This window comes from Flavobacterium sp. FlaQc-48 (genome assembly GCF_044007335.1).
GTDB lineage: Bacteria > Bacteroidota > Bacteroidia > Flavobacteriales > Flavobacteriaceae > Flavobacterium.
In genome coordinates, this window is sequence record NZ_JBIPCR010000006.1 from 139997 (window position 1) to 166375 (window position 26379).

The 26379-nt window shown below is 34.4% G+C and carries 29 protein-coding genes and 1 tRNA gene; 14 read left to right on the top strand and 16 right to left on the bottom strand.

Annotation, left to right across the window (positions count from 1 at the left end):
* Positions 1-169: 169 nt before the first annotated feature.
* Positions 170-934, bottom strand: coding sequence for an enoyl-CoA hydratase/isomerase family protein (locus tag ACHRWY_RS11925; protein WP_395354815.1), 765 nt, complete (start codon positions 932-934; stop codon positions 170-172).
* A gap of 106 nt (positions 935-1040) precedes the next feature.
* Here ACHRWY_RS11925 and ACHRWY_RS11930 point away from each other — a divergent pair.
* A tRNA-Ala gene (locus ACHRWY_RS11930) sits at positions 1041-1114 on the top strand.
* A 66-nt stretch (positions 1115-1180) separates the two neighbouring features.
* On the opposite strand, the gene ACHRWY_RS11935 is transcribed toward ACHRWY_RS11930, so the two are convergent.
* Positions 1181-1357 (bottom strand): hypothetical protein, encoded by a 177-nt coding sequence (locus ACHRWY_RS11935; RefSeq protein WP_395354817.1) that lies wholly within the window; start codon positions 1355-1357, stop codon positions 1181-1183.
* 185 nt (positions 1358-1542) lie between these two features.
* Between ACHRWY_RS11935 and ACHRWY_RS11940 the strand changes: the two genes are divergently transcribed.
* From ACHRWY_RS11940 to ACHRWY_RS11985, 10 genes are all read left to right on the top strand, one after another.
* A complete protein-coding gene (locus tag ACHRWY_RS11940; protein WP_395354819.1) occupies positions 1543-3177 on the top strand; it encodes an SMI1/KNR4 family protein in 1635 nt (544 codons plus the stop codon).
* A gap of 65 nt (positions 3178-3242) precedes the next feature.
* Positions 3243-3836 (top strand): hypothetical protein, encoded by a 594-nt coding sequence (locus ACHRWY_RS11945; protein ID WP_395354821.1) that lies wholly within the window; start codon positions 3243-3245, stop codon positions 3834-3836.
* 22 nt (positions 3837-3858) lie between these two features.
* Positions 3859-4212 (top strand): hypothetical protein, encoded by a 354-nt coding sequence (locus ACHRWY_RS11950; protein WP_395354822.1) that lies wholly within the window; start codon positions 3859-3861, stop codon positions 4210-4212.
* A gap of 29 nt (positions 4213-4241) precedes the next feature.
* On the top strand, positions 4242-4811 hold the full coding sequence (locus tag ACHRWY_RS11955; protein WP_395354823.1) for a hypothetical protein: 570 nt from the start codon (positions 4242-4244) through the stop codon (positions 4809-4811).
* 65 nt (positions 4812-4876) lie between these two features.
* Positions 4877-5290, top strand: a complete 414-nt coding sequence (locus ACHRWY_RS11960) for a hypothetical protein (protein WP_395354824.1) — start codon at positions 4877-4879, stop codon at positions 5288-5290.
* Positions 5291-5310: 20 nt separating this feature from the next.
* A complete protein-coding gene (locus tag ACHRWY_RS11965; RefSeq protein ID WP_395354826.1) occupies positions 5311-5904 on the top strand; it encodes a hypothetical protein in 594 nt (197 codons plus the stop codon).
* Between the two features lie 197 nt (positions 5905-6101).
* Complete coding sequence (locus tag ACHRWY_RS11970) at positions 6102-6473, top strand: VOC family protein (protein ID WP_395354827.1); 372 nt, start codon at positions 6102-6104, stop codon at positions 6471-6473.
* A gap of 169 nt (positions 6474-6642) precedes the next feature.
* A complete protein-coding gene (locus tag ACHRWY_RS11975; RefSeq protein ID WP_395354829.1) occupies positions 6643-7038 on the top strand; it encodes a helix-turn-helix domain-containing protein in 396 nt (131 codons plus the stop codon).
* A gap of 197 nt (positions 7039-7235) precedes the next feature.
* Positions 7236-7616 carry a hypothetical protein gene (locus tag ACHRWY_RS11980; RefSeq protein WP_395354830.1) on the top strand — a complete coding sequence of 127 codons (381 nt, stop codon included), beginning with the start codon at positions 7236-7238 and terminating at the stop codon, positions 7614-7616.
* Between the two features lie 291 nt (positions 7617-7907).
* The gene (locus ACHRWY_RS11985; RefSeq protein WP_395354832.1) at positions 7908-8417 is read left to right on the top strand and encodes a YfbM family protein; all 510 of its coding nucleotides are present in this window, start codon (positions 7908-7910) and stop codon (positions 8415-8417) included.
* A gap of 694 nt (positions 8418-9111) precedes the next feature.
* On the opposite strand, the gene ACHRWY_RS11990 is transcribed toward ACHRWY_RS11985, so the two are convergent.
* Positions 9112-9792: a hypothetical protein gene (locus ACHRWY_RS11990; protein ID WP_395354833.1), complete on the bottom strand. Its 681-nt coding sequence runs from the start codon at positions 9790-9792 to the stop codon at positions 9112-9114.
* Positions 9793-10086: 294 nt separating this feature from the next.
* Between ACHRWY_RS11990 and ACHRWY_RS11995 the strand changes: the two genes are divergently transcribed.
* Entirely contained in the window at positions 10087-10647 is a 561-nt protein-coding gene (locus ACHRWY_RS11995; protein ID WP_395354835.1) for a hypothetical protein, read from the top strand.
* Between the two features lie 95 nt (positions 10648-10742).
* On the opposite strand, the gene ACHRWY_RS12000 is transcribed toward ACHRWY_RS11995, so the two are convergent.
* The 4 genes from ACHRWY_RS12000 to ACHRWY_RS12015 all read right to left on the bottom strand — a co-directional run bounded on the left by ACHRWY_RS12000 (position 10743) and on the right by ACHRWY_RS12015 (position 15137).
* Positions 10743-11663 (bottom strand): hypothetical protein, encoded by a 921-nt coding sequence (locus ACHRWY_RS12000; protein WP_395354836.1) that lies wholly within the window; start codon positions 11661-11663, stop codon positions 10743-10745.
* Between the two features lie 642 nt (positions 11664-12305).
* Positions 12306-13262: a lipid A deacylase LpxR family protein gene (locus tag ACHRWY_RS12005; protein ID WP_395354838.1), complete on the bottom strand. Its 957-nt coding sequence runs from the start codon at positions 13260-13262 to the stop codon at positions 12306-12308.
* Entirely contained in the window at positions 13252-14025 is a 774-nt protein-coding gene (gene mtgA / locus ACHRWY_RS12010; protein ID WP_395354840.1) for a monofunctional biosynthetic peptidoglycan transglycosylase, read from the bottom strand. The genes ACHRWY_RS12005 and mtgA overlap by 11 nt, the downstream gene beginning before the upstream one ends.
* Positions 14025-15137 carry an NAD(P)/FAD-dependent oxidoreductase gene (locus ACHRWY_RS12015; RefSeq protein WP_395354842.1) on the bottom strand — a complete coding sequence of 371 codons (1113 nt, stop codon included), beginning with the start codon at positions 15135-15137 and terminating at the stop codon, positions 14025-14027. Before ACHRWY_RS12015 ends, mtgA begins: the two co-directional genes overlap by 1 nt.
* 226 nt (positions 15138-15363) lie before the next feature.
* Here ACHRWY_RS12015 and ACHRWY_RS12020 point away from each other — a divergent pair, with 226 nt between their 5' ends.
* Together ACHRWY_RS12020 and ACHRWY_RS12025 are read left to right on the top strand one after the other, a co-directional pair.
* Positions 15364-17265 carry a S9 family peptidase gene (locus ACHRWY_RS12020; RefSeq protein WP_395354844.1) on the top strand — a complete coding sequence of 634 codons (1902 nt, stop codon included), beginning with the start codon at positions 15364-15366 and terminating at the stop codon, positions 17263-17265.
* 180 nt (positions 17266-17445) lie between these two features.
* Positions 17446-19884, top strand: coding sequence for a hybrid sensor histidine kinase/response regulator (locus ACHRWY_RS12025; protein ID WP_395354846.1), 2439 nt, complete (start codon positions 17446-17448; stop codon positions 19882-19884).
* Here ACHRWY_RS12025 and ACHRWY_RS12030 read toward each other — a convergent pair.
* From ACHRWY_RS12030 to ACHRWY_RS12070, 9 genes are all read right to left on the bottom strand, one after another.
* Positions 19881-21230 carry a sigma-54-dependent transcriptional regulator gene (locus ACHRWY_RS12030; protein WP_395354848.1) on the bottom strand — a complete coding sequence of 450 codons (1350 nt, stop codon included), beginning with the start codon at positions 21228-21230 and terminating at the stop codon, positions 19881-19883. The genes ACHRWY_RS12025 and ACHRWY_RS12030 overlap by 4 nt on opposite strands.
* Positions 21231-21360: 130 nt before the next feature.
* Positions 21361-21657: a hypothetical protein gene (locus tag ACHRWY_RS12035; protein WP_395354849.1), complete on the bottom strand. Its 297-nt coding sequence runs from the start codon at positions 21655-21657 to the stop codon at positions 21361-21363.
* 16 nt (positions 21658-21673) lie between these two features.
* Entirely contained in the window at positions 21674-21970 is a 297-nt protein-coding gene (locus ACHRWY_RS12040; RefSeq protein WP_395354851.1) for a PepSY-like domain-containing protein, read from the bottom strand.
* A gap of 28 nt (positions 21971-21998) precedes the next feature.
* Complete coding sequence (locus tag ACHRWY_RS12045) at positions 21999-22289, bottom strand: hypothetical protein (protein WP_395354853.1); 291 nt, start codon at positions 22287-22289, stop codon at positions 21999-22001.
* A 28-nt stretch (positions 22290-22317) separates the two neighbouring features.
* Positions 22318-22614, bottom strand: coding sequence for a hypothetical protein (locus tag ACHRWY_RS12050; protein WP_395354854.1), 297 nt, complete (start codon positions 22612-22614; stop codon positions 22318-22320).
* 72 nt (positions 22615-22686) lie between these two features.
* Positions 22687-22983 carry a hypothetical protein gene (locus ACHRWY_RS12055; RefSeq protein ID WP_395354855.1) on the bottom strand — a complete coding sequence of 99 codons (297 nt, stop codon included), beginning with the start codon at positions 22981-22983 and terminating at the stop codon, positions 22687-22689.
* 305 nt (positions 22984-23288) lie between these two features.
* Positions 23289-24638, bottom strand: a complete 1350-nt coding sequence (gene accC, locus ACHRWY_RS12060) for an acetyl-CoA carboxylase biotin carboxylase subunit (RefSeq protein ID WP_395354857.1) — start codon at positions 24636-24638, stop codon at positions 23289-23291.
* A gap of 97 nt (positions 24639-24735) precedes the next feature.
* On the bottom strand, positions 24736-25218 hold the full coding sequence (accB, locus tag ACHRWY_RS12065) for an acetyl-CoA carboxylase biotin carboxyl carrier protein (RefSeq protein WP_395354858.1): 483 nt from the start codon (positions 25216-25218) through the stop codon (positions 24736-24738).
* A gap of 23 nt (positions 25219-25241) precedes the next feature.
* The gene (locus tag ACHRWY_RS12070; protein ID WP_395354860.1) at positions 25242-26240 is read right to left on the bottom strand and encodes a beta-ketoacyl-ACP synthase III; all 999 of its coding nucleotides are present in this window, start codon (positions 26238-26240) and stop codon (positions 25242-25244) included.
* Between the last annotated feature and the right edge of the window lie 139 nt (positions 26241-26379).

Below are 26379 nucleotides of genomic sequence, written 5' to 3' on the forward strand. Positions count from 1 at the left end.
TCTACTAATTTTTGGTTAAACACATAGAGAGATAGGTTTTTGGGCTTTCGTATAAGAATAATCAAAAAGCCGGCTTTTACTCATAGCCTATTGTGAATTAATGCAAAGTGAAACGTCTTTTTTTCACACTTACAAACTATGTCTCTATGTGTTTGAAAATTATACGTATTTATTTTTTAAATTGACGTAAAGCTTCTTTTGAAAAATCAGACAAAACCAATTTTCCGGTAATAGCGGCACGTTCGATAAGCAACGATTCCCAATGCTCTGTTCCTTCCCAGATAATCTTTTTCATTTCTAATAACGCTTCGGGATTGTATGCGCTTAATTTTTGGGCAAAATTTGCAACGGCATTATCGAGATCTTCTGCTTTATGAATCTCAGAAAACAATTTATTTTCTAAAGCCCATTCTGCCGGTTTCCATTCGTGTGCTGCCAAAGTCATTTCGGCCATTGCAGCTTTTCCTATTTTACGGGAAACGGCAGGTTCAATCACAAACGGACCAATACCGATCGCTAATTCTGATAACTTTACAGCGCTTTCCGGTGTAGCGAGTACATAATCGCATGCTGAAATAATACCTACTCCGCCGCCAACAGCTTTTCCCTGAACACGGGCAATAATAAGTTTAGAACAATTGCGCATCGCGTTGATCAAATGCGCAAAACCAGAGAAAAATTCAGTTCCCTGCTCTTCATTCTCGACTTGCAGCAGTTCATCAAACGAAGCCCCTGAGCAAAAAACCCTGCTGCCTTCGCTTTGCAAAACAAGTACCGAAACAGCATCATTAAGACTTAAAGCATTGATTTCTGACGTTAAACGATCTAATAATTCACGCGGAAAAGAATTACTTGCCGGATGTCCAAATTGAACCGTGGCAACGTTATCATTAAAAATAGTTTGTAAAGAACCGTTCTGATTTACTGAACTCATAAAAATAGATTTGATCGTAAAGTTACGGTTTTGGCAACTATTTTTGACAGAACATGATTTGAAATTTGTTTTTTGAAAATTAATTGACTTTATTTGCTAACGATTTGGGGGATTAGCTCATTTGGCTAGAGTGCTTGCCTGGCAGGCAAGAGGTGACCGGTTCGAATCCGGTATTCTCCACAAAACAAAACCCTTGTAACACTATAGTTTACAAGGGTTTATTTTTTTCTTTAAAAAGGCTTCTACCTATTTTTCATTTGCTGAATCTTCAGCGTCAACTCTTTCTTTTTCGGCTTTTTTAAAATCGTTATTCAAGACATCTGTCAGTTTCTTTTTTTCTTTTTGGTTTTTTCTATTCGTCAAGACGATCAGGACAATTACGACCGCAATTACAATTCCTATTATTACCCAATTGATTTCCATAACTTTAAATTTTGAATTAAAAGTAAAGCTTTAAACTATTCAACACATTATCAAAAGGTTAAGTATTGCATTATTAAATTCAATCCTTAGGGGCACAATTATCACTTTTGAAAGATATTTCTTCGCACAGGTTTTATATTTTTGTATGATCCACTAATACTAAAATAAAAGCACTAACCCAAAACATGACATTAAAAAACCTGCAAAATATCTGGAGAGCACCAAAATACCTGCCTTACCTTCAGCCACAACTAACAAATGAAATACTGGAAAATGCAGAAAGCCAAATAGGTTTTAAATTGCCCCACGAATTGGTAGAAATTTTGAAATTTCAAAATGGCGGGTACCTTCGATATAAACTTCCGGAATCCCCTCATGAAATCATCAATGGAATTGGCCCCTATTTTCCGTCCTTGATTAACTTTGATTGGGAAGAATCTAAAGAATATGTAAGTTTTGAACTTGATGGACTTATTCCGCTTGACGGAGACGGTCATTGGTACATTTGTTTAGATTACAGAGAAAATAAAAAAAGCCCTAAGATTTCTTTTATTGACATTGAATGCGATCATCAGGACGTGATTGCAAATTCTTTTAAGGAATATCTGGAGCTATTAGAGCTGGATGTAGAAAATGAATTGGTGATAGAAACCAAAAACTCAATTGAAGAACTAGCCAGACAACTTGAAAATATTCTTGAAATTACGTTTGAAGAACCTAATTATTTTAACAGCGGATATGCCAATTATAGAAGTGCATACAAAGAAAAATGGTTATGGTTAACCCCAAACAAAGTTCCTCAGGGTTTTGTAAGAGAGGACGACAAAAGGTACGATGAGCTAAAAGATCAAATGGATATTTTTTCATTACAATACCCTGAAATTAACGAAAACGCGTTGTTTCTTGAACTTTCAGAAGAAAGCCTCAACGATGAGTTAGTCAAAAAATTAAGAGAACACGATATTAAAGTAACTTTATTGACAGAGATAATGGGGCAAAAATCAGCACTTACAGAACAATTAACCCAATGGCATAACGCAGACAAACACACTAAAATAATTCAGGCACTTGAAGCTCTTCCTGAAGCAGATTTAAACTACGAACTCACAAACCTTTTAGGCAGAGCTTATAACAACAATTCAGATTATGATAAAGCGATAACGGCTCTTTTGTCACAGGATGAAAAGGGAGCAGAAGATCCGCTTTGGAATTTCCGTATGGGTTATGCCTATTATCATAAATTTGAAAAAGACAACGCGCTTCCTTATTTTCAAAAAAGCGTTTTATTAGGAGATGCAACAGCAGTCAATTACCTAAAATGGTGCGAAGATGACCAAAAACCGTCTGCCATCCAGACCAAATCAACCAGAACATTAGACAATGTGGCCTGGGTTTTTTCTTCAAAATTTTATCATGATACCGAAGAATTTAATCAGGAAGTTATCGAATACCAAAAAAGAATTTACAAAACGGATGAACTCTGGAAACCAAATGAAATTGTATCGGAGGTTTCTGAACTTCAAATTCAATATACCGCCTGGATTATAAAACCAACTGATTTGCTCGAAAATGAGACTTTAACGGATGATGACAAAAATATTTTTGAAGAATACCCCGATGAAAAAGAACATCAGGTCGAAATTTTAGCCATACTAAAAGCTGATAATGGTAAAAATTTTACGGCACTCGAATTTTTATTAAAAACACATCAACAGCAAGTAAATAAAGAACTCGGCGATCACGTGTTTTTTGAAGGAACAGATGAAAATCTGAAAATTATTAACGGGTTACCCACTTACTACATTTTGTGTGGTAGTTAAAAACAGAAATATGAAACAAGAAATACTACCGCAAATTCAAAAACTGCTCGGAAACATTGATAATCATGAGCCCAAATAAAAAATCCATAGTCCTAAAAGTTTATTGGGTCCTTAGTTTGCTTCTGGCAATAGATTGCTTTTTGTATTATTTTAAACTCATTAGCTTAAGAGGGTATTACAGCGATGTGGTTTTATATTGGCTGTGGTTTATTACCAGCTTTGTGGTAATCGTGGTATTCTGGAAAAAAATTATGGCAAAATTACTTTTGGCAGGAATTATATCCACCATAATACTCAGTATTTTACCGCTTATGATGCCTTTTTATGCATGGATCCTTTCGACTACATCATTAGGATTAATGATAGATAAAAATCTAAATGAAAAATACAGGGCACAAATTATAAGCTATAGTGCAATGGCGCCACCATGGCTTGAAGTAATAGAAAAACACGGCCTTCTGGAAAAAAGAATAATAAAGAGCACCGATTATCAACTGAGAAACGATAACATGAATATAAAAATTCGGACAGCAAAAGACATCATTTTTAACACTGAAACCGACAGCACACTAACACTCACGCTTTTTTACGGAGGACCAAACAAAACCATTACCTTTAATAAAAACACCGGAAACATTATCGCCATAAAAAACAATTAAATTTAACTCAAAACCAAACGATATGACACTATTACTCCGATGGTTACTCGTACCCATAATCGCATTGATTGTATTACTGTTCTGGAAAGGAAGTCCGGTTGTTATAAAATCAGCATTATTAATTGTTCCGCTGGTTCTTATTGTGAGCTGGTTTGCCCACGAAGGCGCCTTTAGCGGAAACGGCGGATTAGCCAGGCTATACGGTTTAGCAGCGTTAATCGCATTTTTGCTTTGTTATGAAATTGGACTATTATTTCATCGTTATTCTCTAATCAGAAAAAACGTAAACACCGTCGAAGATGATGTCTTGCTTATTATTGGATTGGTTTTGCTGCTATTTTCAATCGTATACTTTGTAATAGTACTTTCGAAATAGAATAATAACAAATTAAAAGTAGATTAGACATGAATCACAAACATTGGCAGTCTGGATCAGAAAATGACAACGAAAGAACAACACACCATGATATACGAAACCTAATTACAGAACTTCAATTATCCCCAAACATTTTAAGCCTTTTTGATGGCAACTGTACCAATCAGATAATGAAAGATTATCACTTTGATAAAGATTATCAGGATCCGTGGGCTATCTTAAATTTAAAAAAAACTCAGCAAGACACTTATTTAATCCATAGGTATAAACCAATCTTAGCCTATACACATTCAAAAATATTTGCGTACGATAGTAAACTAAATGGCTATACCTCCTATTACATTGAAGAAAAAATGACCGAAGCTCAACATTGTTTTACTTGGGATGGTATATTTATTACAGAAATTCTTCGTTGGTGGGAATATGAAATAAGTGACCAGGACATTATAAACATTGGTAATTTCTTCGGTTTAAAACATACACTCGAAATCCTTGACAGTATCAACGAAACAACAAAAGGAGAAGGATTTTCAACACAGCCAGAGATTGACGACTGGAAAAACAGAATGATTACTGCAATAAACGGTAAAATTCAATAACAACAAATAAATCAGGATTTTTAACTTTATCAATCTTCTACAACCTAATTTAAGCTTACTAATTTATGAATCTAAAAACAACTTTAATTCTTGGCACTTCGTTTCTTTTTCTGTTGTCCTGTAATAAAAAAGAGGAAACAAAAAACAAAAAACCCAATTTGGTCAAAACTACAGCAATCCAAAACGACTCTGTACCAAACGAAGAAGCCCCGCGCAAAGAAAGCATCAATTTATTTACCCTTACTTACAGAGACAGCACAGATGTTGCTTTTGTTTCCCTTTCGGATATTTATCCTGTAAATGACAATCCTTCAGATAAACTCCTTTTGCCCAATATCGAAAAAATGGGAAAAACCGCTGCTCAATATTTTACCTTTGGTGAGAAATACAGAAACCAGTTTTTATCCAAAACAAACATTTCCGAAACCGATTCCCTTTTTGTTTACGATTATGCTAAAAACAAGCTTCATTTGCGATAAAAAACCTTAAAACTGCCGCATTGCTAAATGGTTACTCTTCAGACGAAGACTGGCCTTATCACAATTACGATTATATGATTGGTTTTGAAATCAGCAAACAATATTTAAACGGATATAGTGACTATTATACAAATGTGATCGTTTACGTAGGAAAAGAAAACCCCTTTGCAAAAGAAGCCTTAAAGCCTATTGCATGGAAAAAAATGCCGGCTAAAGACTATCCTTCCAAATCTATGAAAAGCGAAGATCGTGTGCTGTTAAAAAATACAATTCCGGGCAATACATACTTATATCAAACCGACAGCTATAATTATTTCTTACAAGACTACTTAGACAGTCATAAAATAATTTATGCCAGACGTCTTCTGGTAGCCAATTCTAAAACAAAAGATATCATAATCGAAAAGCTCTACAGCCAAAGCGAAGGCACCTCTCCCGCTCCGTTAAACTATGAAAACGGAGATGACTCTATTGAGCAATATACCGGAAAACTGTTTAAGGACAAACCGCCAGTTGTTTTTGGTTTTGAATACCAGTCCTTCGGGTGTCCGGCTATTTCAATAATCGACAAGTCAAACGAAGACATTTATCTTCAATGCGATAACCGTCATTAAATTGATGATTTAAAAATTCAGGAGCTAAGAAGATTTGTTTTCAAAAGACGAATTGTCCCGCTCTCAGCTATATCTTTTTCCTGCTAAAGAAGCAGGAAAAAGGATACCGCTTCCATCGGGGCTAAAAGAGACGATTTAGTTTTTACAAGAACTTTTTTTTAATTGTAGTAGCAGATAACTTTACTTAAAACATTTCTATGAAAATTTCTTTCTGGCTGTATTGTTCCAATCTCGAAATGTCGTTTGGTTTTTACCAAAAAGTCTTTAATCTCAAAACCGAAACCTTTGCCCACACACAAAAAACTTTCTTTGTACCTATTGGTAACCATGCCGAATTAAAAATAAGCACCATACAAAAACCCGTTAACGAAGCCAATGTCGAAATAAACGAAGCAGCCGTAGACGAATTGTACAACACCTTTATACAAAACCAACTCAGCCAAAGCCACGAATCTGATGTCACAAAAATGCCTTCCGGCACATTTTCCGGTCCCTGGGATTATCCCGGCGGAAAAGCGCTCTTTCTAAAAGATCCCGACAATCATTTTATTGTTTTTATGGAGTGGTAATTAAACCATTTCATTTATTTTAAAAGAAAAAGGAACTATTTTCTAATTTTCGATATTTATAAGAAAAATTTTATTTTTGTTTACAGCAATACAAAATAGTATCGTACAGGAACAACCTTGTTTTTCACCAAAAACTATTTTGTAAAAGAATTTTAAATACCTTTGAATTATGAGCACAGCAACAAAACAAAATCATATAGGCCGAAAAATCAGCCGTATTCGTGAACTACGAGATATGAAACAAGAAGCTTTGGCCCAGGCTTTGGGTATGAGCCAGCAAACGATATCGACTATCGAAAACAGCGAAACAATAGACGAAGAAAAACTTATCGAAATAGCAAAAGCACTTGGCGTAACTGCAGAAGCCATAAAAAGTTTTTCGGAAGAAAATATGATTACGTATTTTAATACTTTCAACGATAGTCCAGGGAACTTTGGAAATTTTGCTAGTGGAGCAATTTGTAACTTCAATCCTCTTGATAAAGTAGTTGAACTTTATGAGCGTTTGGTTCTTGCTGAAAAAGAAAAAGTGGAGTATTTAGAAAGAATAATCAAGGATAAATAAACCCTTTTGTAAACAACGACAATGTTGATTTGCAATTTAAAATATACAAAAAGCCATTCTGGAAACAGAGTGGCTTTTTGTATATTTTAAAAATCTGTCTTATTTTGACAACAATAGGACTTTTAGAGTAATACAAAAAAAAAGAAATACCATACTTTTACTAAGTCGAACAGATTTAATTATTTATACACAAAATTATGTCAAAATCAAAAACATCTTACAATAAAGCAAAAACATCCATTAAGAATTGGATTTTAGAAATTGACAAAACAGAACAAATTCCTGCTGATATTATCGCTTTTAGTTTCAATTTATATGAACCATATGGTATTGAGTTGGTTGGAACCAAGTGGTTTGATGAAGAAAATGAAGACTGGGCATGCGACGAAGAATACAGACCTCAACAAAAAACTTGTCCCAATTTTACAATGCCAGACGACTCAGAATGGGAAGAAGTTTTGGAGATTGTTACAAAAGTTCTAAAAGAGCTGAGTTCAGAACTTTCTGAAACCCAGATTTTCAAAAGAAAACACATCGCCACAGGATTTGTCGATGGAGATTTAGTGCTTATCAAATAATTGGTTTGATCACCAAATAAGGAGAACTAACATTTCATAAGTAAAAAATCGCTTAAAAATGGACTGAAAGCCCAAAAGCAACAGCGTAGTGCAACGCACTACGAACTAAATTAACCGTCAAGATTGCCCTGACAGGGCAAAAGCACAGACTTCAATTTTTTGACTTATTTTACAATTACAGCTTTAAAAGTATCTCATTATACTGTCAATTTTATTTTTTTGTATACATTCTTTAAAATCAAATAACTAAACCTTAAAAATAAAAGCATTAACTTAATAAAATCTACTATTATGAGTTGTCTGGGTGTACTTTTTTCTATTGATGAAAAAACAGTTTTCAAGCTTAAATCTTTTAAATCTGACAAAGATCGATTACAATTTCTACAAGAAGAGATTGAAGAAGAATTGATGAGCAATCACCCCGAAAGATTTTCTGAATTTGATAAATCATGGAATGCACTACACAGAAGTTTAACCGATGGAAAATTTGATTGGACAAACGGAACTTTCCCTTTAAATCATGTAATTATGGGCGGAGAACAAATTTATCATGAAGATGATTATATTATGTCACTAAAAAACCCTGAACAGGTCAATCAAATTGCTGAGGCTATAATAACAGTCACCGAAGAACAATTGCGCACCGCCTATTACAATATCGATAGTGATGAGTATGTCTTTAAATTAACAAATGAATATTTTGAATATACATGGACCTGGTTTCAGAATTCGTTAGAGTTTTGGAAAAAAGCTGCTACAGAAAAAAGATATGTTTTATTTGCGGTTAATCAAATGCACTAGACCATAAGTATTATTCGAAACCTTTTAGAATTGTACTCAAAATCCCAAAGCATCAGCGTTGAATATTGTTGCATTAAGAAGGCAAAACAAAAAAAGTGACGGTATTCTTAAATATCTATCATCTAGTATACGATGGAAATTCCCTTTGGGATTAGGCTTTCGCCCTTACAGGGCTTAAATAACAACCGTTTTTTTTCATAGTGCTTCGCACTATGCTATTGCTCAAGCTCTTTCAGAGCGGATTCTAACACTTCTATTTTAGAATCAAACTGCAAACCATACATATTAGAAACCTTTAAAAATGGGCTGAAAGCCCAAAGGCAACAGCGTAGTGCAACGCACTACGAACTGAATTAACCGTGAAGATTGCCCTGACAGGGCAAAAGAAAAAACGTTGTGTTAGTTCCTTGTGTGATCCCTCGTTCCTCGGCATGACAAGATTGTGTGCTCATCCTTATAACATGATTTCTTCCTATCAATTCTTATTAGAGAATTCCACAGGAATGATATATTTTGTAGGGATGGATTATAATCCATCCCTACAAAATATAATTTCCAATACATTCATTTCAAAGACAAAATCTTCGGTTAGAAATAAACCATTTAGAAAAACGTTGTGTTAGTTCCTTGTGTGATCCCTCGTTCCCCGGGATGACAAGATTGTGTGTTTTAACTCTACGGGTTGGGTTAAACCTTATTTATCGTCTAGTTTGCTTTCTTCAACAACATACAATTGATAATTGCCACCTGAATAACTATCTAAAGTCAGATAGAACAATACTTTTTTATTGTCTTTCTTCAAGGCATACAAAGCAGTTTCTTTATCTCCGTTACTCACCAGATATGATCTTTCTTTCTCCGGAAAAAGTGACATTAAATGATGACTTCCGCCAAAAAGGGCATTACTAAATTCCTCACGCGAAAGAGAATAAATTTTAGTTGCATTTAGTTTCTCACAAGCACTTTCGAACTGTTTAATGGTTTTGTACAATGAAAATGTTTTTTCGTCTTCGGTATATCCTTTTTTATACAGCAATCGTCCTTCTATACCCGAAAAAGCTTTTCCATCATAAACGACAATCCTGTCAAAGTCTTTTTCTTTAAAATCATCGCTGGAAACCTTATAACCCGGAATCTCTTTTAGATAAGGGAATTCGCCTATTGTGGCATTACTTTGGGCAATAGTGGAAAAATCAAAATTCCTGATTTCAATTTTCTCTCCTTTTTTAGTATCAGATCCGTCTGCCGGACTACTAGTTGAACTTTCTGTAGTTTGCTCTGTTTTTACTTCCTCTTTTCCATCTTCACTTTTTTTTCCACAAGATGTAACGATTAAACCCGTTAGGCAAAGGGCAATTAATTGGTGTGTTTTCATAATCGAAGTTATTATACTATTATTTCGATACAAATATATTGCTTTTTAAGAATTTTCCTAAACAATACTTTTTATGTCGTAATTTACTCCTTTTTATCAATGGCTTAACTACTCAAATTATACCTTATTCTAACATTTTATATCTTTTTATAATCTTATAAAAAACAGCGATCGTTTAATTTCACTCTTGATGTGTAACTTATATGGTAAAATTAAATTTCAAAAATCATATTATTTATTTCAGGATATGATTTACTTTAGATATATAAACCGTCAAATACAAATGCAGAAATTATGTCAGAGTTAAGTTCATTATTCGTTAAGGTAAAAATCACAAAAAATCAATTCGAAAATTTTTTAAGCAGTTCTCCTCAAAAGCCGGAATTAAACAATAATTGGCTGGCATGGTGGGAAAGCCGGAATATGTATTCTAAAATGGATTTGACTACAGAATGGCTGCGCGCTTATAACGATGCCAACAATAAAAGCGTTCTTGACGGATGGCTCGATGCCCAACAAGCCTTTGCCTTTTCTGATTATGATGAGGCTTCTGAAGAGTGGCGATTGGGAATTATTTTTTTTAGCGAAAATTATTTAGAAATGCTGCCCATGTTTGCCTTTGTCATTAGCCTGGAAAAGTATATAAGCGAAAGTACCGATAATCTGGCAATCGTGTACCCATTCTTCTGGGGAGACAGTCATGTTTCGGCTTATATAAATTTTGAAGAAGGAATAGCATCGTTCAACAACAAAATACAAACTACAGCCGATGTCAATCCCGAAATATTAAATTCTGTAACAGCATACCTCTCTAAAAAATGGGATGAGTTATTGGAAAATACTGAAATCGATTAATCCATTAGAAAATTATCCAATAGCACGAATTACAAATCTGTGCTATTGGGCTTGACAATATAAAATAATGAGCTCATAAGTTGTTTAGACTCTATTTAATCTTTACTTAATTCAACCCAGTCTTCACTTGTTGCTAATGCTCCGGCTCCTTTTACGTAGTATTTATCGTTTTCTTTTTTTATGGAGAAAGTATTATTAATCTGCTTACATCTAATATCATCATTTTCAACATAAAACAAGTCTAAAACATTTTCATGCTGCAATGCTTTGTATGCTCCCATGCAGGTTACCGGTTCATGAAACGATTCCATCTCCAGCATAACTTTGTCTTTTAAAATGGAAAAATGATAGGTTATATTTGCCATTCCGGTTGACGTTATTTCTGTTTCAACATTTACAGAAAACTTACCCTGAAACTCTTTCGGTATTGGCTTTACATCTTTTAGTTTATAGTCTAAAAGCAAATCATTATAGAGCGTAATTCCTTTCTTGTCTATTTTGTTCGATGCTGTTTTTTTAATAAAAGTCCATTTGTTATGGTCATACAAATAAAAATAAACCCAAGCATCGTCTTTCATTTTAAAATCTTCAGGACTTTTATAATCAGTCATTTCTTCCTTAGGAAAATACGCCGCGACTATATAATATTTATCTGAATTCTTTTTCAGAACGTCCTTTACTTTTTGATCTGTTATTTTAGGGTTTCCAATTGTTGCTTTATTTTCATCAGAGAAAAAACCAAACATATAATCTGCTTCCCAAAAAAATTGCTCACTAACTGTTTTTCCAATATAATTAACACTAAAAACACCAAGATCATCAGATGAAAGATAAGACGGATAAGTTCGCTCCGTTTTTGAAGTATCGGGTAAAACAAAACCATTTTCCTGATATTTTTTATCTAAGAAATTAACCGGTGCTATTTCAAAATTGCTTTTTTCTTTAGGGGCACATGCTATAAATGATATACAAGACAATAAAGTGATCGCGATTCTTCCGGCTATTTTATAAATCATTTCAAATTAAGGATTAAGATTTTTAGTTCTGCTAAGTTATTATATTCATTATTAAAGCAACACTATATTTTCATACCCGATAACGCAGATTTACAATTACAGGTGTTCAACAAAATAATCGATATTTTAAATCTATTGAAGATTTTCCCCCCCTTTTATATATTTTTTATAATACTTAAAAAAGTACAGCGGAAAAAAAGCTAATGCAATGGGAATATACATAGCGCCAAAAGCCTCCTTATATCTTAAGACTGAAGTTTCTAATACTATTATAAAAACGTACATTAGAATTGGGATTATATAATACATCCTTTTTTCATTATCCCTGTCAAAATAGATAAATAATGATGAAAGGAATAAGATAATGTACAGAAACAGGTTAAAGAAATATATTGGAATTTCTCCTTTTGAACGTATATCACCCTGAAAATAAAAGTTTGTAAAAAACACCAAAAAAATAAAACCTGTAATAAAATCAGATACTAAATACGATCCCACTTTGTATGAGAGGAAACAAATAAAAAGCAAAAAAGCGAATTCAAAGAAATACCCCCACATAGTTATACATTAAAGTTTAATTTTATTTTTCAAGACACAAAACTTAGAAGCTTAGTTTCTCAGAAGCTCAGCAACTAAAAAAAACTACTTCAGTAAATACCCAAAACGTATAGATCCATAAAAATAACCCGAATTGGTATTGGTCTCAGGATCTTTTAATTCTCGTCCTCTATAAATAAAAGAATACGACATATTGAAATTGTTGTGCCTGTATTTTAAGCCAAACTCTGCATTAAAACGAAGCGGTTCCAAATCAAAAGTTAGCGGACTTGTACTACTGAACATACTTCCCTGAATCGTGGCATCATAAAATTGATAATTGACACTTGGCATCGCATAAAAGTAAAACTCCCTAATATTGTATTGCGGTTCGAAACTTACCGAAGCATCGTGCAAATTCGAATCGTAAATTGGGAGTAACTTTTTGAAACCTATTCGGGTTAAGAATCCTGTAGAAACGCCATCGAAGATAGTACCCAGATTAGCTTCGGACTGAAAATGAAGGTCTATAAAATCATTATGTTTTGATGGAAACATTTTCTTCGAATACATCACATGTGCCTGAACGGCAAAAGCATTCGTAAGCTGATTTTCCCAACCAAAGACTTTTTTATACCCAATAAGATGATGGAAACTTTCCTGGGTTTGCCTGCCTAAAGCATTTGGCCCCATAAACCCTAATTGAAAATCGGTTTTTAAAACGGATTCACTTTGGTAAAAAAAACTTTTTCCTGCTTCGGCAAAAAGATAACCCGTAAATGGGCGATCATTGATGTCAACCGCAGTTTCATTAATAAATCTCGGATTATAAATGTATTGCCCTATTCGGAATTCCGTAATTTTTTTATTGATTTTCGGATTCTCATTTTTCGATAGAAAACGGTAGAAAAGTTCCAGACCGTTGGTATAATACATATCATTTTTTGATGATGTGTATAAATCATTATCGGTAATTAAACCAATTTCGGCCGTTTTTCCCTGTCCCATAGCCAATGCCGATGTCAGAAATAAAAGCGCAATAAAATATTTTTTATTTCGCATTATAATTTATTTTTCCAACAGCGCGCATTTCACGAACAATTCTTTGTTTTCTTCGGTTGATATAACTGGAAGAACCTGTAGCTTTAAACTTTCTGGGATTTGGCAATATGGCAGCAATTCCAGCCGCCTGCATTGGTGTTAAGCTTGACGCATCACGACGGTACCAATGTTCTGTTGCGGCATACGCCCCATAAACGCCATCGCCCATTTCAATACTGTTCAGATAGACTTCCATAATACGTTCCTTGCCCCAAATTACTTCAATTAAAACCGTAAAATAGGCTTCCAGGCCTTTACGGAAATAACTTTTGCCCTGCCATAAAAAGACATTTTTGGCGGTTTGTTGCGAGATCGTACTTCCTCCACGAATTCGGCGTCCGCGTTCGTTGCTTTTGTATGCTTTTTGGAGTGCCTTAAAATCAAAACCATTGTGCTTTAAAAAAGTTCCGTCTTCACTGGCGATTACGGCTTTTTGCAAATTCATTGAAATCTTTTCGATAGGTTCCCAGTCGTGATCAAAGAAAACTTCTTTACCAGCAAATTTATTCTCGATCGCACGAATTACCATTAAAGGTGTAAAAGGCACCGGAATATATTTAAAGATGATCACAGATGCGATAGAAACACCAAAAAACCATAAACATAGTTTTATAAAAAACCATTTTACTTTTTCACCCAGAGAGCGCTTGCCTTTTTTGGGGGATGGTTTCGGTTTCGGTTTGTTTGCGATTGGTTTTGGTGCCGGTTTTTTGGTTACTGCCATTATATTAAATCTGCTAATTCTGTTCCTATTAAACTCCCAATTGCTACTCCCATTCCGCCTAAACGTACTCCACAAAACACGTTTTCAGACAATTGGGCAACAACAGGATTTTTACTGTTTCCAATTCCCATGATTCCGCTCCAACGATGGGCAATCCTGAAATCCTGGTTTGGTAAAATTACATTTTTAAGTAAATCCTCCAATTTATTTTGTACAATTTTCGTCTGGCCAAATTCTGTAGTATTTTCGGTCTCAAAATCTAAGTTACGACCTCCGCCAAGTAAAATTCTGTTGTCTATATTTCTAAAATAATAATAACCGCGGTCCAGGTGAAAAGTGCCTTTGATATCTAAATTTGCGATGGGCTCTGTAATTAAAACTTGCGCGCGTGCCGGTTGTACGGCGCCTTTTGTAATCGCATTTGCAAAACCATTTGTGGCAAATAGTACCTTCTTTGACCTAAAGCTAAAATCATTCAGTACAATTTCGACCTGATTTCCTAAATCGGCATACGAAGTTACCGTTTGTTGATTTAAAATTAAAATATTTTCAGAAACAGCTTGTCTTAGCAATTCCTGCATCATATTTCCGGTATCGATTTGTGCTTCGAAAGGGTTAAAAATTAAATATTCCTGAATGTTTTCAAACCCGAACCTATCTACTTCTTTCGAAAAAACATCAGCTTTGAAAAGCGGTTTTAAAATTTCATTGATAAAAGGCAACCTTGAAATACATTCACTAAATCCGCTTTCATCTTCTTTCAGGAATACTTCATATCCGCCATGAGGTTTAAAATCAATTGCAGCATCTCCTACTCTTTTTCGAAGCAATTGCAAACCTTTCCAACGTTTTTCGATCAAATTTATTACCTCTTCTTCTGAATGGTTTTTTAAATCTTCCAAAATTTCAGAAAGACTTCCAAAACAGGCAAAACCGGCATTTTTGGTACTGGCACCTTGAGGCAGCATTCCTTTTTCCAGCACCAGGATTTTCGCCCCTGGAAATCTTTCGCGTAAGCGTAACGCTGCATGCAGGCCAACAATGCCACTGCCTACGATGGTATAATCAACATTAGTGAACCAATTTTTCAGTTCCCAATAACTTAAATCCATTTGTCAATTTTTTATAAAAATACTGATTTTTTTGAACCCTATAAGGAATATAAGTTCATTTAAACCTATAAATGTTTATTCTTTTTACCATTAAAAAAACATACTGCTTTATCCCTCTTTTTTTAATTTTAAATAAACTTATATTCCTGACATGGTTTAAATCTTTTAACATTTACTTGCTAAAATATATTTGTACTTTTAGCCCCACGAATATTAGAATTTTATTATGAAAAAAGTATTATTTACAACCTTAATAATGATGAGTTTAAACGCTATCGGACAGAATGTAATGTCTCCGGAATTGTTATGGAAATTAGGACGAGTGAGTGCGCTTGGACTTTCAAAAGATGCGAAGAATGTTGTTTTTAAGGTTTCGACTCCTTCCATCGAAGAAAACAAATCGTCTTCGAAATTTTACATCATTCCTGTTAATGGCGGAAATGCCACTGAAATTAAAGACACCAAAGAAATTTTGGCCGACAAAAACATTTCGCCTGACGGAAAGTTTTTAGTGTACAATGAAGAAGTAAAAATTGACAAAGTTTTAGGTAAAGATTTCTACCCGAAACTGGACAAGTCTGATGCTCAGATTTATGATGGTTTAGATTATCGTCATTGGGATACCTGGAACGAGGGTAAATTTAACCACGTTTTTTATAAAGAAAACAAAGACGGTGCAAAAGGCATTGACATCCTGAAAGGCGAAAATTTTGATTCTCCCCAAAAACCTTTTGGCGGCGACGAAGATTATATCTGGTCTCCTGACAGCAAAAGCATTTTGTATGTATGCAAGAAAAAAGCAGGAACACAATATGCCATTTCTACCAATACCGATATTTATGAGTACAATTTAGAAACTCAAAAAACAATAAACAGAACCGAGGGGAACTTAGGTTACGATACCGCACCACAGTTTTCTCCAACAGGAAATTTAACCTGGTTACAAATGAAACGTGACGGTTATGAAGCGGACAAAAACGACATTATTGTCGAGTTTAAAGGAATCAAAACCAACTTAACGGCCAATTGGGACGGAACGGTTGATAATTTTATCTGGAGCAAAGATGGCAAAAATGTATTTTTTGTAGCAGCAGTTGATGGTACAAAACAAATTTTTACGGTAAACTTTCCTGGTTTGACAAGAATAGCAATCACGGTTCGTCAATTGACAAATGGCGATTTTGACGTAAATGATTTAGTTGGCCTTGCTGGTGATGATATCATTGTTACCAGAAACGACATGAACCACGCTCCGGAGATTTATTCTTTTAACCTGAAGAAAAACTCCTGGAAACAGTTATCGAATGTAAATACAGATACATACAAAACGTTAGCTATTAGCAAAACAGAGAAACGTTATGTTACGACTACCGATGGTAAAAAAATGTTGGTTTGGGTAATTTTGCCTCCAAATTTTGATGCTGCTAAAAAATACCCTACTTTATTGTTTTGTCAGGGTGGGCCACAATCTCCGTTGACACAATCGTATTCTTTCCGTTGGAATTTTCAGTTAATGGCTGCTAAAGGTTATGTTGTTGTGGCACCAAACCGTCGCGGAATGCCGGGACATGGTGTAGAATGGAATGAGAAAATTAGTAAAGACTGGGGCGGACAGGTTATGGACGATTACCTTTCTGCAATTGATGATGTATCAAAGGAGACTTATGTTGATAAATCCCGTTTAGGTTGCGTGGGTGCAAGCTACGGAGGTTATTCTGTGTTTTATTTAGCCGGAATTCATAAAAACCGTTTCAAAACTTTTATTGCTCACGATGGTGTTTTCAACACTGTTAGTATGTTAGGAACTACTGAAGAAGTTTTCTTTAACAACTGGGATTTTGGTGGTGCATACTGGGAAAAAGATAATGCAGTAGCACAAAAAGCCTACACGACTTTTAACCCTGCAACATTGGTTCAAAACTGGAACAGACCTATTTTGATTTTCCAGGGAGGAAAAGATTACCGCGTACCAATTGGGCAGGGACAAGAAGCTTTTCAGGCAGCCCAGCTAAGAGGGATCAAAAGCAGATTTGTATATTTCCCTGATGAAAATCACTGGGTTTTACACCCGCAAAATGCTCAGGTCTGGCAAGGTGAATTTTTTAAATGGTTAGACGAAACACTGTAATCCTATAAATTTAGAATTAAAAATAGCCGTAGATTTTATATAATCTACGGCTATTTTATTTTTCAAACCTTTGAATTATGTAAATATTTGGTTTGTTTTTGCTTTTCTGAGATCAAATTTTTAAATAAATTGCAGGGAATTCCAATATTTAAAAACTTCCCCAACCCCCGGACCAATACTATGGAGAGTAAAAAAAGTTACACCGCACTCAAAGTTTTATTCAGTTATGTTGCATTACTGGCTTTGGTGGTTACGGTTGGATGGTTTTTATATGCTGAGAATCAGGTTTACAACAAACTGGAAAGTAAAATTGCTTTCGAAAAAACCAAAATACTAAGAGTCAGCAAATTGTTTTCGAATGTATATAAAACCGAAAGTTTAGCACGTAAAACAATCCAAAACAATTCTGAGGAAGATTTTAAAAGTTATCTTATTGAAACGGATTCCCTTAAATCAAGAATTGACACTCTAAAACAGATCGTTACAACCCAATATCAAAAAACTTTACTGGACAGCGTTACCTATTTATTGTCTGAGAAAACAAAAAACATCCGACAATTAAAAACCATAAAGAATAAAGCCGAAGACGAAGTATCGGTCAATACAGCTATTGATGAAATTACCAAAATGGAGTTTAAACTCCGAAAACTGGAACTACAGGATTTCAACAAAAACCCAAATCAGTTAGGGAGTTATCAGCGAAATGTACTTCAAAAGTATGTAGATTATCTCAATCAGAACATTCCGGACGACAGCACCAATACATTGAGTAAAAAGGCTTCGGATTCGATTTTAGCAAATTCAAAAAAACTGCTCAGCAATGTAAAACTAAAGGCCGAAAAGAAAAAAGAATCGCTGAATTTTGAAGAAAATAAACTACTTAAAAATGAAATCGCCATTTCGGACCAACTTAGAAAAGTACTTCGCATTATCGAAAGGGAAATTATCATCAACTCGATAAAAAACAATTCACTAAAAGAAAAATCGCTTAAAAAAGTCAACGAAATTGTTACGGCTTCGGCTATTATTGGTTTGGTGTTAACGCTGTTTTTCTCTATTTTGATTGTAAGTGATTACTCGAAGTCTCAGGTGTATAAAAAGCAACTCGAAATTGCGAATTTCAAAACCAAGAACTTACTTAAAAGCCGTGAACAATTAATCTCGACGGTAAGTCATGATTTAAAAACGCCCTTGAGTACCATTGTGGGCTATTCAGAACTTTTGGGGAATTCTGATGTCAATACAAAACAATCGTATTTCATCAAGAACATCAAAAATTCATCAGAATATATCACGCAATTGGTTCAGGATTTACTGGATTTTTCTAAAATTGAAGCCGGAAAAATTACCATTGAAAAAGTTCCTTTTCTATTGCCTGAAATTATCGATGAAGTGGCAAAAAGCATCCAGACCGTGTATCAGCAAAAAGACATTGAACTTATTATTAATGTTGATGAAAAACTGAATACCAGAATTGTGGGTGATCCGTTTCGATTGAAACAAATCCTAAGCAATATAATAGGAAATGCCTATAAATTTACAGAAGAAGGTTTTATAAAAATAAGCGCCTATACTGAAGATGATGAAAATTTCACCGTTACGATCCAGGATTCGGGAATAGGAATTGAGAAAGGAAACCAGAAATTAGTTTTTGAAGAATTTGCGCAGGCGAATGAAAATATCGAAAAGAAATATGGCGGAACAGGCTTGGGTTTGTCTATTTGCCAAAAAATAATTGCTATCCTGGGCGGAACTTTAAACCTTGAAAGCACTTTTGGAAAAGGAAGTACTTTTGAAATTAAGCTTCCTTTACAATTTGATCATAGCCAAAATACAATTGATGAAGTTAAAAAAACTGTCATTCGCAATACAAAAAAACAAACTTTTATTGTTTTAGACGACGATATTAATCTTTTGAATTTAACGAGCGGTGTTTTAAGACAGGAACAGCATCAGGTTTTATCTTTTAATAGCGCCTTAAAAGCTTTAGAAGCCATTCAGAACACCCGTTTTGACTTTATCATAACGGATATACAAATGCCGGAAATGGACGGCTTTATGTTCCTGAAAAAATTAAAAAGTTCCGGATACTCCACTTACAAAAACCAGCCTGTAATTGCTTTAACCGGAAGAACGGATCTTGATGCTAGCGTTTATGCCGAAGCTGGTTTTACCACCGTAATACAAAAACCATATTCGCCAAAAATACTGCTTGAAACCATTCATCTTATTCTTGAAAACGATACGTTGCCTAACAGAGCGATTAATGAAGCGGAAGAAAAAACAAATTCGGCACTGTATTCCCTCGAAACTTTAAAAGAGTTTTTGGGAAATGATAATGAAGCATTAAAAGAAGTGCTAAAATCTTTTATAGAAAGCAGTAAAGAAAATCTAATTCTTCTGGAAAATGCAGTGGGCGAAAAAAATACAATCGAGACAAATTCGATTGCACACAGAATTGCCCCTATGTTTAAACAGTTGCAAGTACGTGAAATTAGTGAAATTTTAAAGGTTTTAGAAAACAAAAACCTTGAGGCTTCTGACCTGAAAGATCTTTTTAAAGTTTTAAAATCAAAAACAGATATCCTTTTTACCGCTTTAAATAAAGAATTAGCTTAATCTATATTGTATTGCTTTAATTTATTATAAAGGGTTTTTCTGGTAATTTTAAGCAACTTTGCCGCTTCGGATTTATTATTTTGTGCCTTAGACAAAGCATGAATGATGGCTTCTTTTTCATTTTCAGACAATGAGAAATTTCCGTTACTGGTTTGTTGTTTCTGGATCTGAAAAAACTCAACAGGAAGTACATCGCTTTTTATAAAATCACCCTGCGTTAAAAGTGTGGCACGTTTGACACAGTTTTGAAGTTCACGTAAATTTCCCGGCCAATTGTAGTTTTGAAAAATCGTAACCACTTCCGGCGAAAATCCAATAATCTCTTTATTTAATTGCTGATTGGCTTTCTCCAGAAAATAATCGGCAAAAACCATTAAATCTTCGTCTCTGTCTTTTAAAGATGGAGACTGAATAGAAAATTCGTTGATTCTATGGTATAAATCTTCTCTGAAATCGCCATTTTTTACTGCTTCACGCAAATCTTCGTTTGTCGCTGTAATAATGCGTATATCAACGTTTATTTCTTTATTGCTCCCAACAGGCTTGATTTTACGCTCCTGTAATGCCCTTAATAATTGTATTTGATTTTCATAGGAAAGATTTCCTATTTCATCCAGAAAAAGCGTTCCGCCATTAGCCGCTTCAAAGTAGCCCATTTTATCGCTGATAGCTCCGGTAAAAGATCCTTTTAAATGCCCGAAGAATTCACTTGCCGCCAATTCCTTAGGAATAGCCCCGCAATCGACTGCAATAAAATTATTATTTTTTCTTAAACTTTGCTGATGGATACTTTTGGCAATGATTTCTTTTCCCGTACCACTTTCCCCAATAATTAAAACCGACATATCTGTTGGGCTAACCAAATGAATATGGTCGAGTAATTTCTTCGAAGCAACAGAAATTCCTTTTACAAACTCGTTTTCTGCAGCAGGTTGCTTCTTTACAGCTTTCTTCTCCTTTACAGGAACTTCTTCTATTTCTGTTTCTAAGGCTTTTAAAGCGTTTGTAATAACCAATAAAACCTCATCCGGATTAAAGGGTTTTGAAATATAATCGGCTGCACCATTTTTTATGGCTTTAACCGCAGTATTCACATCAGAATACCCCGTCATCAATACAACAGGAATTTCAGGATAGGCAGTTTTAAATTCAGACATTAATCCAATACCATCGAAATCAGGCAAACGAAGATCCGTCAAAATCAAATCAAATGATTCTTTTTTGATCGCTAATCTGGCTTCGGCAGCAGAAAAAGCTATGGTTACATCGTAGGCGTTTTTTATTAGAAATTTCTCTAATAATTTGCAAAACGAAATATCATCTTCTATCAGTAATATCTTTGGCATTTGTTTTATGGGTCTTTTTTGCTAAAATAAGACTATTAAAATTGTCTTTTCACAAAATTATGCAAAAAAAAAAGAGATTGCTTATCGCAATCTCTTTTTCACCAAAAACATAAATCTAAATTCACCTAATTTATATCTTTAACCAGTTGCCATTGACATCTGAAAAAACAGTAGCCTTTTGGTCACCAACCGATATTTCAAGTTTATACTCTTTCTTTTCATTTACAAACGCCTTGTCTAGTTTTGCACCAGGATAAGCGGTTTGCAGGGCAGTTTTTACAGCAGCCGGTACAGCATCTGCAGTAACTTCTGTGTATTCTGCCTGAACAGAAATAGCCATTTTAGTTTGTTGTGGAGTTGTCGCAGTACTTGCCTGAATTGACAAACCTCCTAAAACTACTATTGCTGATAAGATTAATTTTTTCATTTTGCGATCTCTTTAATTATTTTTTAATGATGTTTCCGGAAGCATCTGTGAAAACAGTATACTTTTTGTCACCATTAGAAATTTCAAGTTTGTATTCGTTCTTTTCGTTTTTATACGCTTTTTCAAGCTTTGTATTTGGAAAAGATTTTTCGATAGTAGATTTTACAGCTGCCGGAACAGCATCTGCACTTACTTCAGTAAATTCATCCTGTACTGTCACTGACTGTGTCATTGAATTTTTTACTACAGGATTAGCTGCCTGAATAGACAAACCTCCTAAAATGATTGCTGCTGATAAGATTAATTTTTTCATAATAATAGTTGTTATGGGTTACTTATAATTATTTTTTAAGAATATTACCTGTAGCGTCAGTATAAACAGTTGATTTCTCTCCTCTTACGATGATATCTATTTTATACTCTTTCTTTTCGTTTACATACGCTTTCTCCAGTTTTACGCCCGGATAAGCATTGTCTAACGCTGTTTTGATGGCAGCCGGAACTGCATCAACTTCTTTATATTCGTCCTGAATGTTTACAGATTGTACCATTGAACTGGTCACGACAACATTCCCTGCTTGCATTGACAACCCTCCTAACAGGATAGCTGCCGATAAGATTAACTTTTTCATAGTGATAGTTTTTTACGGTTCGTTTTAATTATTTTTTAATCCAGGTTCCATCTGCATTTGCATAAAGAGATCCTACTTTGTCTCCCACAGTTACTTCTAGTTTATATTGTGAACTTGCGTTTTTATATGCTTTAGAAAGTACTGCATCCGGATATGCTTTTTTAAGCGCATCTGTTACTGCTGCAGGAACTTCTTCTACCTTAATTTCAGTGTATTCGTCCTGAATTGAAATTGTTTTTACGATTGTATTTGTAATTGGCGAAGTTGATGCAAATGATGTTAAACCTCCCAAAACGATTGCGGCTGATAAAAATAAATTTTTCATAATGTGTATATTTTAGTATTGTTAATTTTATTTTAGTATTACTAATTTGAATTTTCAAGGGAATCTATCGGATTATTTTTTAATCCAGGTTCCATCTGCGTTAGCAAAAAGATTACCTACTTTTTCTCCAACTGTAACATCTAATTTATATTCTGCTTTTTCGTTTTTATACGCTTTTGTAATTACTGCATCCGGATATGCTTTTTTCAAAGCTTCTGTAATAGGAGCTGGTAATTCTTCCAATTTGATTTCTGTATAGTCGTCTGCGATTGAAATCGTTTTTACGATAGTATTTGTAATTGGGGTTGTTGATGCGAATGATGTTAAACCTCCTAAAACAATTGCGGCTGATAAAAATAAATTTTTCATAATGTGTATATTTTAAATTATTTAATAGTTGTTTACGCTTTAGATAATGAAATTATTATGCCGCAATCATTACACAAGCCTCTAACTCATGTGAAAGCCTGTTTTTAAAGAGTTTAGACGAAATGTGCCAAAATTCAGTATTGTAAAAAAGTGTGTAATTTACCGGACCAGTGTGTAAAAAGTATACACATTTAGTGTTTACTCTGTGTTTTTGAATAAAAAAACCCGACAAGTTTTTTTAAAACTTGTCGGGTTCAAAATATGGGTTCTACAAAAAAAGGCTGTCACGATTGACAGCCTTTATATTATTCTTCTATAGGTTTCATTTTAAATGTATCCATAAATGCAGTTGTATAATCTCCTGCAATATATCTTGGATCATCCATTAATTGTCTATGGAAAGGAATTGTAGTTTTTACGCCTTCGATAACAAATTCATCTAAAGCTCTGCGCATTTTACTAATCGCTTCTTCACGAGATTGTGCCGTAGTAATTAACTTAGCAATCATTGAATCGTAATTTGGCGGAATAGTATAACCAGAATAAACGTGAGTATCTAAACGAACTCCGTGACCTCCCGGCATATGAAGCGTAGTAATTTTTCCTGGTGAAGGACGAAAATCATTATAAGGATCTTCAGCATTAATACGACATTCTATAGCGTGTAATTCCGGTAAATAGTTTTTTCCTGAAATTGGAATTCCGGCTGCCACCATAATTTGTTCACGAATTAAATCGTAATCAATTACTTGTTCGGTAATTGGGTGTTCAACCTGAATACGTGTATTCATTTCCATGAAATAGAAGTTTCTGTGTTTATCCACAAGAAATTCTACTGTTCCCGCACCTTCGTATTTAATGAATTCGGCAGCTTTTACAGCAGCTTCTCCCATTTTAGTACGCAATTCGTCTGTCATGAAAGGTGAAGGCGTTTCTTCGGTTAGTTTTTGGTGACGACGTTGTACAGAACAATCTCTTTCAGAAAGGTGACATGCTTTTCCGTATGAATCTCCTACAACCTGAATTTCGATATGACGTGGTTCTTCAATAAGTTTCTCCATGTACATTCCGTCATTTCCAAATGCAGCAGCTGCTTCCTGACGGGCACTTTCCCATGCTTTCAATAATTCATCTTCTTTCCAAACAGCACGCATTCCTTTTCCACCACCACCTGCAGTTGCTTTAAGCATTACAGGGTAACCAAATTCTTTAGCTAATTTTTGTGTTTGTTCGAAAGATTCTAATAATCCGTCTGAACCTGGTACACATGGAACTCCTGCCGCTTTCATAGTCGCTTTTGCAGAAGCTTTATCACCCATTCTGTCAATCATTTCAGGAGCAGCACCAATAAATTTGATTCCGTGTTCCTGACAAATTTTAGAGAATTTAGCATTCTCTGAAAGAAATCCATACCCTGGATGTATTGCGTCTGCGTTTGTAATTTCGGCAGCAGCAATTATATTTGACATTTTCAAATACGATAAGTTACTTGGAGGAGGACCAATACAAACCGCTTCGTCAGCAAACTTAACATGTAGACTTTCTGCATCGGCTGTAGAGTAAACTGCTACAGTTTTGATTCCCATTTCTTTACATGTACGAATTACACGAAGTGCAATTTCTCCTCTATTCGCAATTAATATTTTTTTAAACATCTTTTTTAAATTAGATAATTAGATAATTAGATAATTGGATAATTAGATTTTAAGTACTTTTGAAAAGTCTAAAATTCTAAAATCTAACGATCTAAAATTAAGATGGATCAACTAAAAATAAAGGTTGGTCAAATTCTACAGGAGACATATCATCAACAAGAATTTTCACAATTTTACCTGAAACTTCTGATTCAATTTCGTTGAATAATTTCATTGCTTCAATCACGCAAAGAACATCACCTTTAGAAATAACGCTTCCAACTTCAGTAAAAACTGGTTTGTCCGGAGATGGTTTTCTATAAAAAGTTCCAATAATTGGAGACTTTATAGTAATGAATTTAGAATCTTCTGCCGGAACAGATGCTTCGCTGGTTACATTTACAACAGCTGGAGCTTGTTGAGGAACAGCTTGTGGCAATGCAGCCTGCGCAGGCAATTGTTGTACATAAGTAGTTTCAGTTACATTTCCTTCTAAAGTTGTTCTAATAGTGATTTTTACATCATCCATTTCTAACTTTACTTCTGCAACTCCCGAATTTGCTACAAATTTGATTAGGTTTTGAATTTCTTTTAAATCCATAATGATTCGTTTTTAGTTTTGATTTATTTTTTATCGTATGCCCATTTTAGGTAAATAGATCCCCATGTGAATCCACCACCAAAAGCGGCAAAAATAATATTATCTCCTTTTTTGAACAGGTGCTCAAAGTCGTTTATTACTAAAGGCAATGTTGCTGAAGTTGTATTTCCGAATTTTTCAATATTCATTAATACTTTTGAATCTTCAAGGTTCATTCTGCTTGCCGTTGCATCAATGATACGTTTATTTGCCTGATGTGGTACTAACCAGTCAACATCTTCATTAGTCAGATTGTTTCTTTTTACAATCAACTCGCTTGCATCAGCCATATTGGTAACAGCAAATTTAAAAACGGTTTTTCCGTCTTGTATAATATTGTGCTGTCTGTTTTTTACGGTCTCTTCTGTAGTGGGTATTAGAGAACCTCCGGCAGGAATTTTAAGATAATCGCGTCCTTGACCATCGCTTCGTAAGTATTCATCCTGTAAGCCTAAGCCTTCATAATTTGGTTCGAATAAAACGGCTCCCGCTCCATCTCCAAAAATAATACAAGTTGATCTGTCTGTATAATCTACAATTGATGACATTTTATCGGCACCAATTAATAATACTTTTTTGTATCGCCCTGACTGAATATAAGCAGCAGCAGTTGACATACCATATAAGAAACTTGAACATGCAGCCTGCAAATCGTATGCAAATGCATTTGTAGCCCCAATTTGTGTTGCAACATAAACTCCTGTAGAGGCCACCGGCATATCTGCTGTAGCTGTTGCCATTATTACCATATCAATCTCTAAAGGATCAATATTAGCTTTTGCTATTAAATCCTGTGCTGCTTTTATGGCAAGAAACGAAGTTCCTTTATCAGCATCTTTAAGAATTCTTCTTTCTTTAATTCCGGTACGAGTAGTGATCCATTCGTCATTAGTATCGACCAATGTTTCCAGTACTTTATTTGAAAGTACAAAATCAGGAACATAGGCTCCAACAGCGGTAATTGCGGCTGTGATTGTATTCATTATATTTTATTATTTCTTTTCAAATACAGCATATTTGAAAAATTTTTAAAAGACTTGAAAATTACAAAAAAAAACGAAATTAATTTGTAGATAATTTCCTAAAATATGAAAATTATAACCAACAAAAAAAACTCTCACT

Bases quoted from the DNA above. Each gene is read 5' to 3' on its own strand.
- ACHRWY_RS11925 (WP_395354815.1), bottom strand. From the start codon at position 934: ATGAGTTCAGTAAATCAGAACGGTTCTTTACAAACTATTTTTAATGAT.
- ACHRWY_RS11935 (WP_395354817.1), bottom strand. From the start codon at position 1,357: ATGGAAATCAATTGGGTAATAATAGGAATTGTAATTGCGGTCGTAATT.
- ACHRWY_RS11940 (WP_395354819.1), top strand. From the start codon at position 1,543: ATGACATTAAAAAACCTGCAAAATATCTGGAGAGCACCAAAATACCTG.
- ACHRWY_RS11945 (WP_395354821.1), top strand. From the start codon at position 3,243: ATGAGCCCAAATAAAAAATCCATAGTCCTAAAAGTTTATTGGGTCCTT.
- ACHRWY_RS11950 (WP_395354822.1), top strand. From the start codon at position 3,859: ATGACACTATTACTCCGATGGTTACTCGTACCCATAATCGCATTGATT.
- ACHRWY_RS11955 (WP_395354823.1), top strand. From the start codon at position 4,242: ATGAATCACAAACATTGGCAGTCTGGATCAGAAAATGACAACGAAAGA.
- ACHRWY_RS11960 (WP_395354824.1), top strand. From the start codon at position 4,877: ATGAATCTAAAAACAACTTTAATTCTTGGCACTTCGTTTCTTTTTCTG.
- ACHRWY_RS11970 (WP_395354827.1), top strand. From the start codon at position 6,102: ATGAAAATTTCTTTCTGGCTGTATTGTTCCAATCTCGAAATGTCGTTT.
- ACHRWY_RS11975 (WP_395354829.1), top strand. From the start codon at position 6,643: ATGAGCACAGCAACAAAACAAAATCATATAGGCCGAAAAATCAGCCGT.
- ACHRWY_RS11980 (WP_395354830.1), top strand. From the start codon at position 7,236: ATGTCAAAATCAAAAACATCTTACAATAAAGCAAAAACATCCATTAAG.
- ACHRWY_RS11985 (WP_395354832.1), top strand. From the start codon at position 7,908: ATGAGTTGTCTGGGTGTACTTTTTTCTATTGATGAAAAAACAGTTTTC.
- ACHRWY_RS11990 (WP_395354833.1), bottom strand. From the start codon at position 9,792: ATGAAAACACACCAATTAATTGCCCTTTGCCTAACGGGTTTAATCGTT.
- ACHRWY_RS11995 (WP_395354835.1), top strand. From the start codon at position 10,087: ATGTCAGAGTTAAGTTCATTATTCGTTAAGGTAAAAATCACAAAAAAT.
- ACHRWY_RS12000 (WP_395354836.1), bottom strand. From the start codon at position 11,663: ATGATTTATAAAATAGCCGGAAGAATCGCGATCACTTTATTGTCTTGT.
- ACHRWY_RS12005 (WP_395354838.1), bottom strand. From the start codon at position 13,262: ATGCGAAATAAAAAATATTTTATTGCGCTTTTATTTCTGACATCGGCA.
- mtgA (WP_395354840.1), bottom strand. From the start codon at position 14,025: ATGGCAGTAACCAAAAAACCGGCACCAAAACCAATCGCAAACAAACCG.
- ACHRWY_RS12015 (WP_395354842.1), bottom strand. From the start codon at position 15,137: ATGGATTTAAGTTATTGGGAACTGAAAAATTGGTTCACTAATGTTGAT.
- ACHRWY_RS12020 (WP_395354844.1), top strand. From the start codon at position 15,364: ATGAAAAAAGTATTATTTACAACCTTAATAATGATGAGTTTAAACGCT.
- ACHRWY_RS12025 (WP_395354846.1), top strand. From the start codon at position 17,446: ATGGAGAGTAAAAAAAGTTACACCGCACTCAAAGTTTTATTCAGTTAT.
- ACHRWY_RS12030 (WP_395354848.1), bottom strand. From the start codon at position 21,230: ATGCCAAAGATATTACTGATAGAAGATGATATTTCGTTTTGCAAATTA.
- ACHRWY_RS12035 (WP_395354849.1), bottom strand. From the start codon at position 21,657: ATGAAAAAATTAATCTTATCAGCAATAGTAGTTTTAGGAGGTTTGTCA.
- ACHRWY_RS12040 (WP_395354851.1), bottom strand. From the start codon at position 21,970: ATGAAAAAATTAATCTTATCAGCAGCAATCATTTTAGGAGGTTTGTCT.
- ACHRWY_RS12045 (WP_395354853.1), bottom strand. From the start codon at position 22,289: ATGAAAAAGTTAATCTTATCGGCAGCTATCCTGTTAGGAGGGTTGTCA.
- ACHRWY_RS12050 (WP_395354854.1), bottom strand. From the start codon at position 22,614: ATGAAAAATTTATTTTTATCAGCCGCAATCGTTTTGGGAGGTTTAACA.
- ACHRWY_RS12055 (WP_395354855.1), bottom strand. From the start codon at position 22,983: ATGAAAAATTTATTTTTATCAGCCGCAATTGTTTTAGGAGGTTTAACA.
- accC (WP_395354857.1), bottom strand. From the start codon at position 24,638: ATGTTTAAAAAAATATTAATTGCGAATAGAGGAGAAATTGCACTTCGT.
- accB (WP_395354858.1), bottom strand. From the start codon at position 25,218: ATGGATTTAAAAGAAATTCAAAACCTAATCAAATTTGTAGCAAATTCG.
- ACHRWY_RS12070 (WP_395354860.1), bottom strand. From the start codon at position 26,240: ATGAATACAATCACAGCCGCAATTACCGCTGTTGGAGCCTATGTTCCT.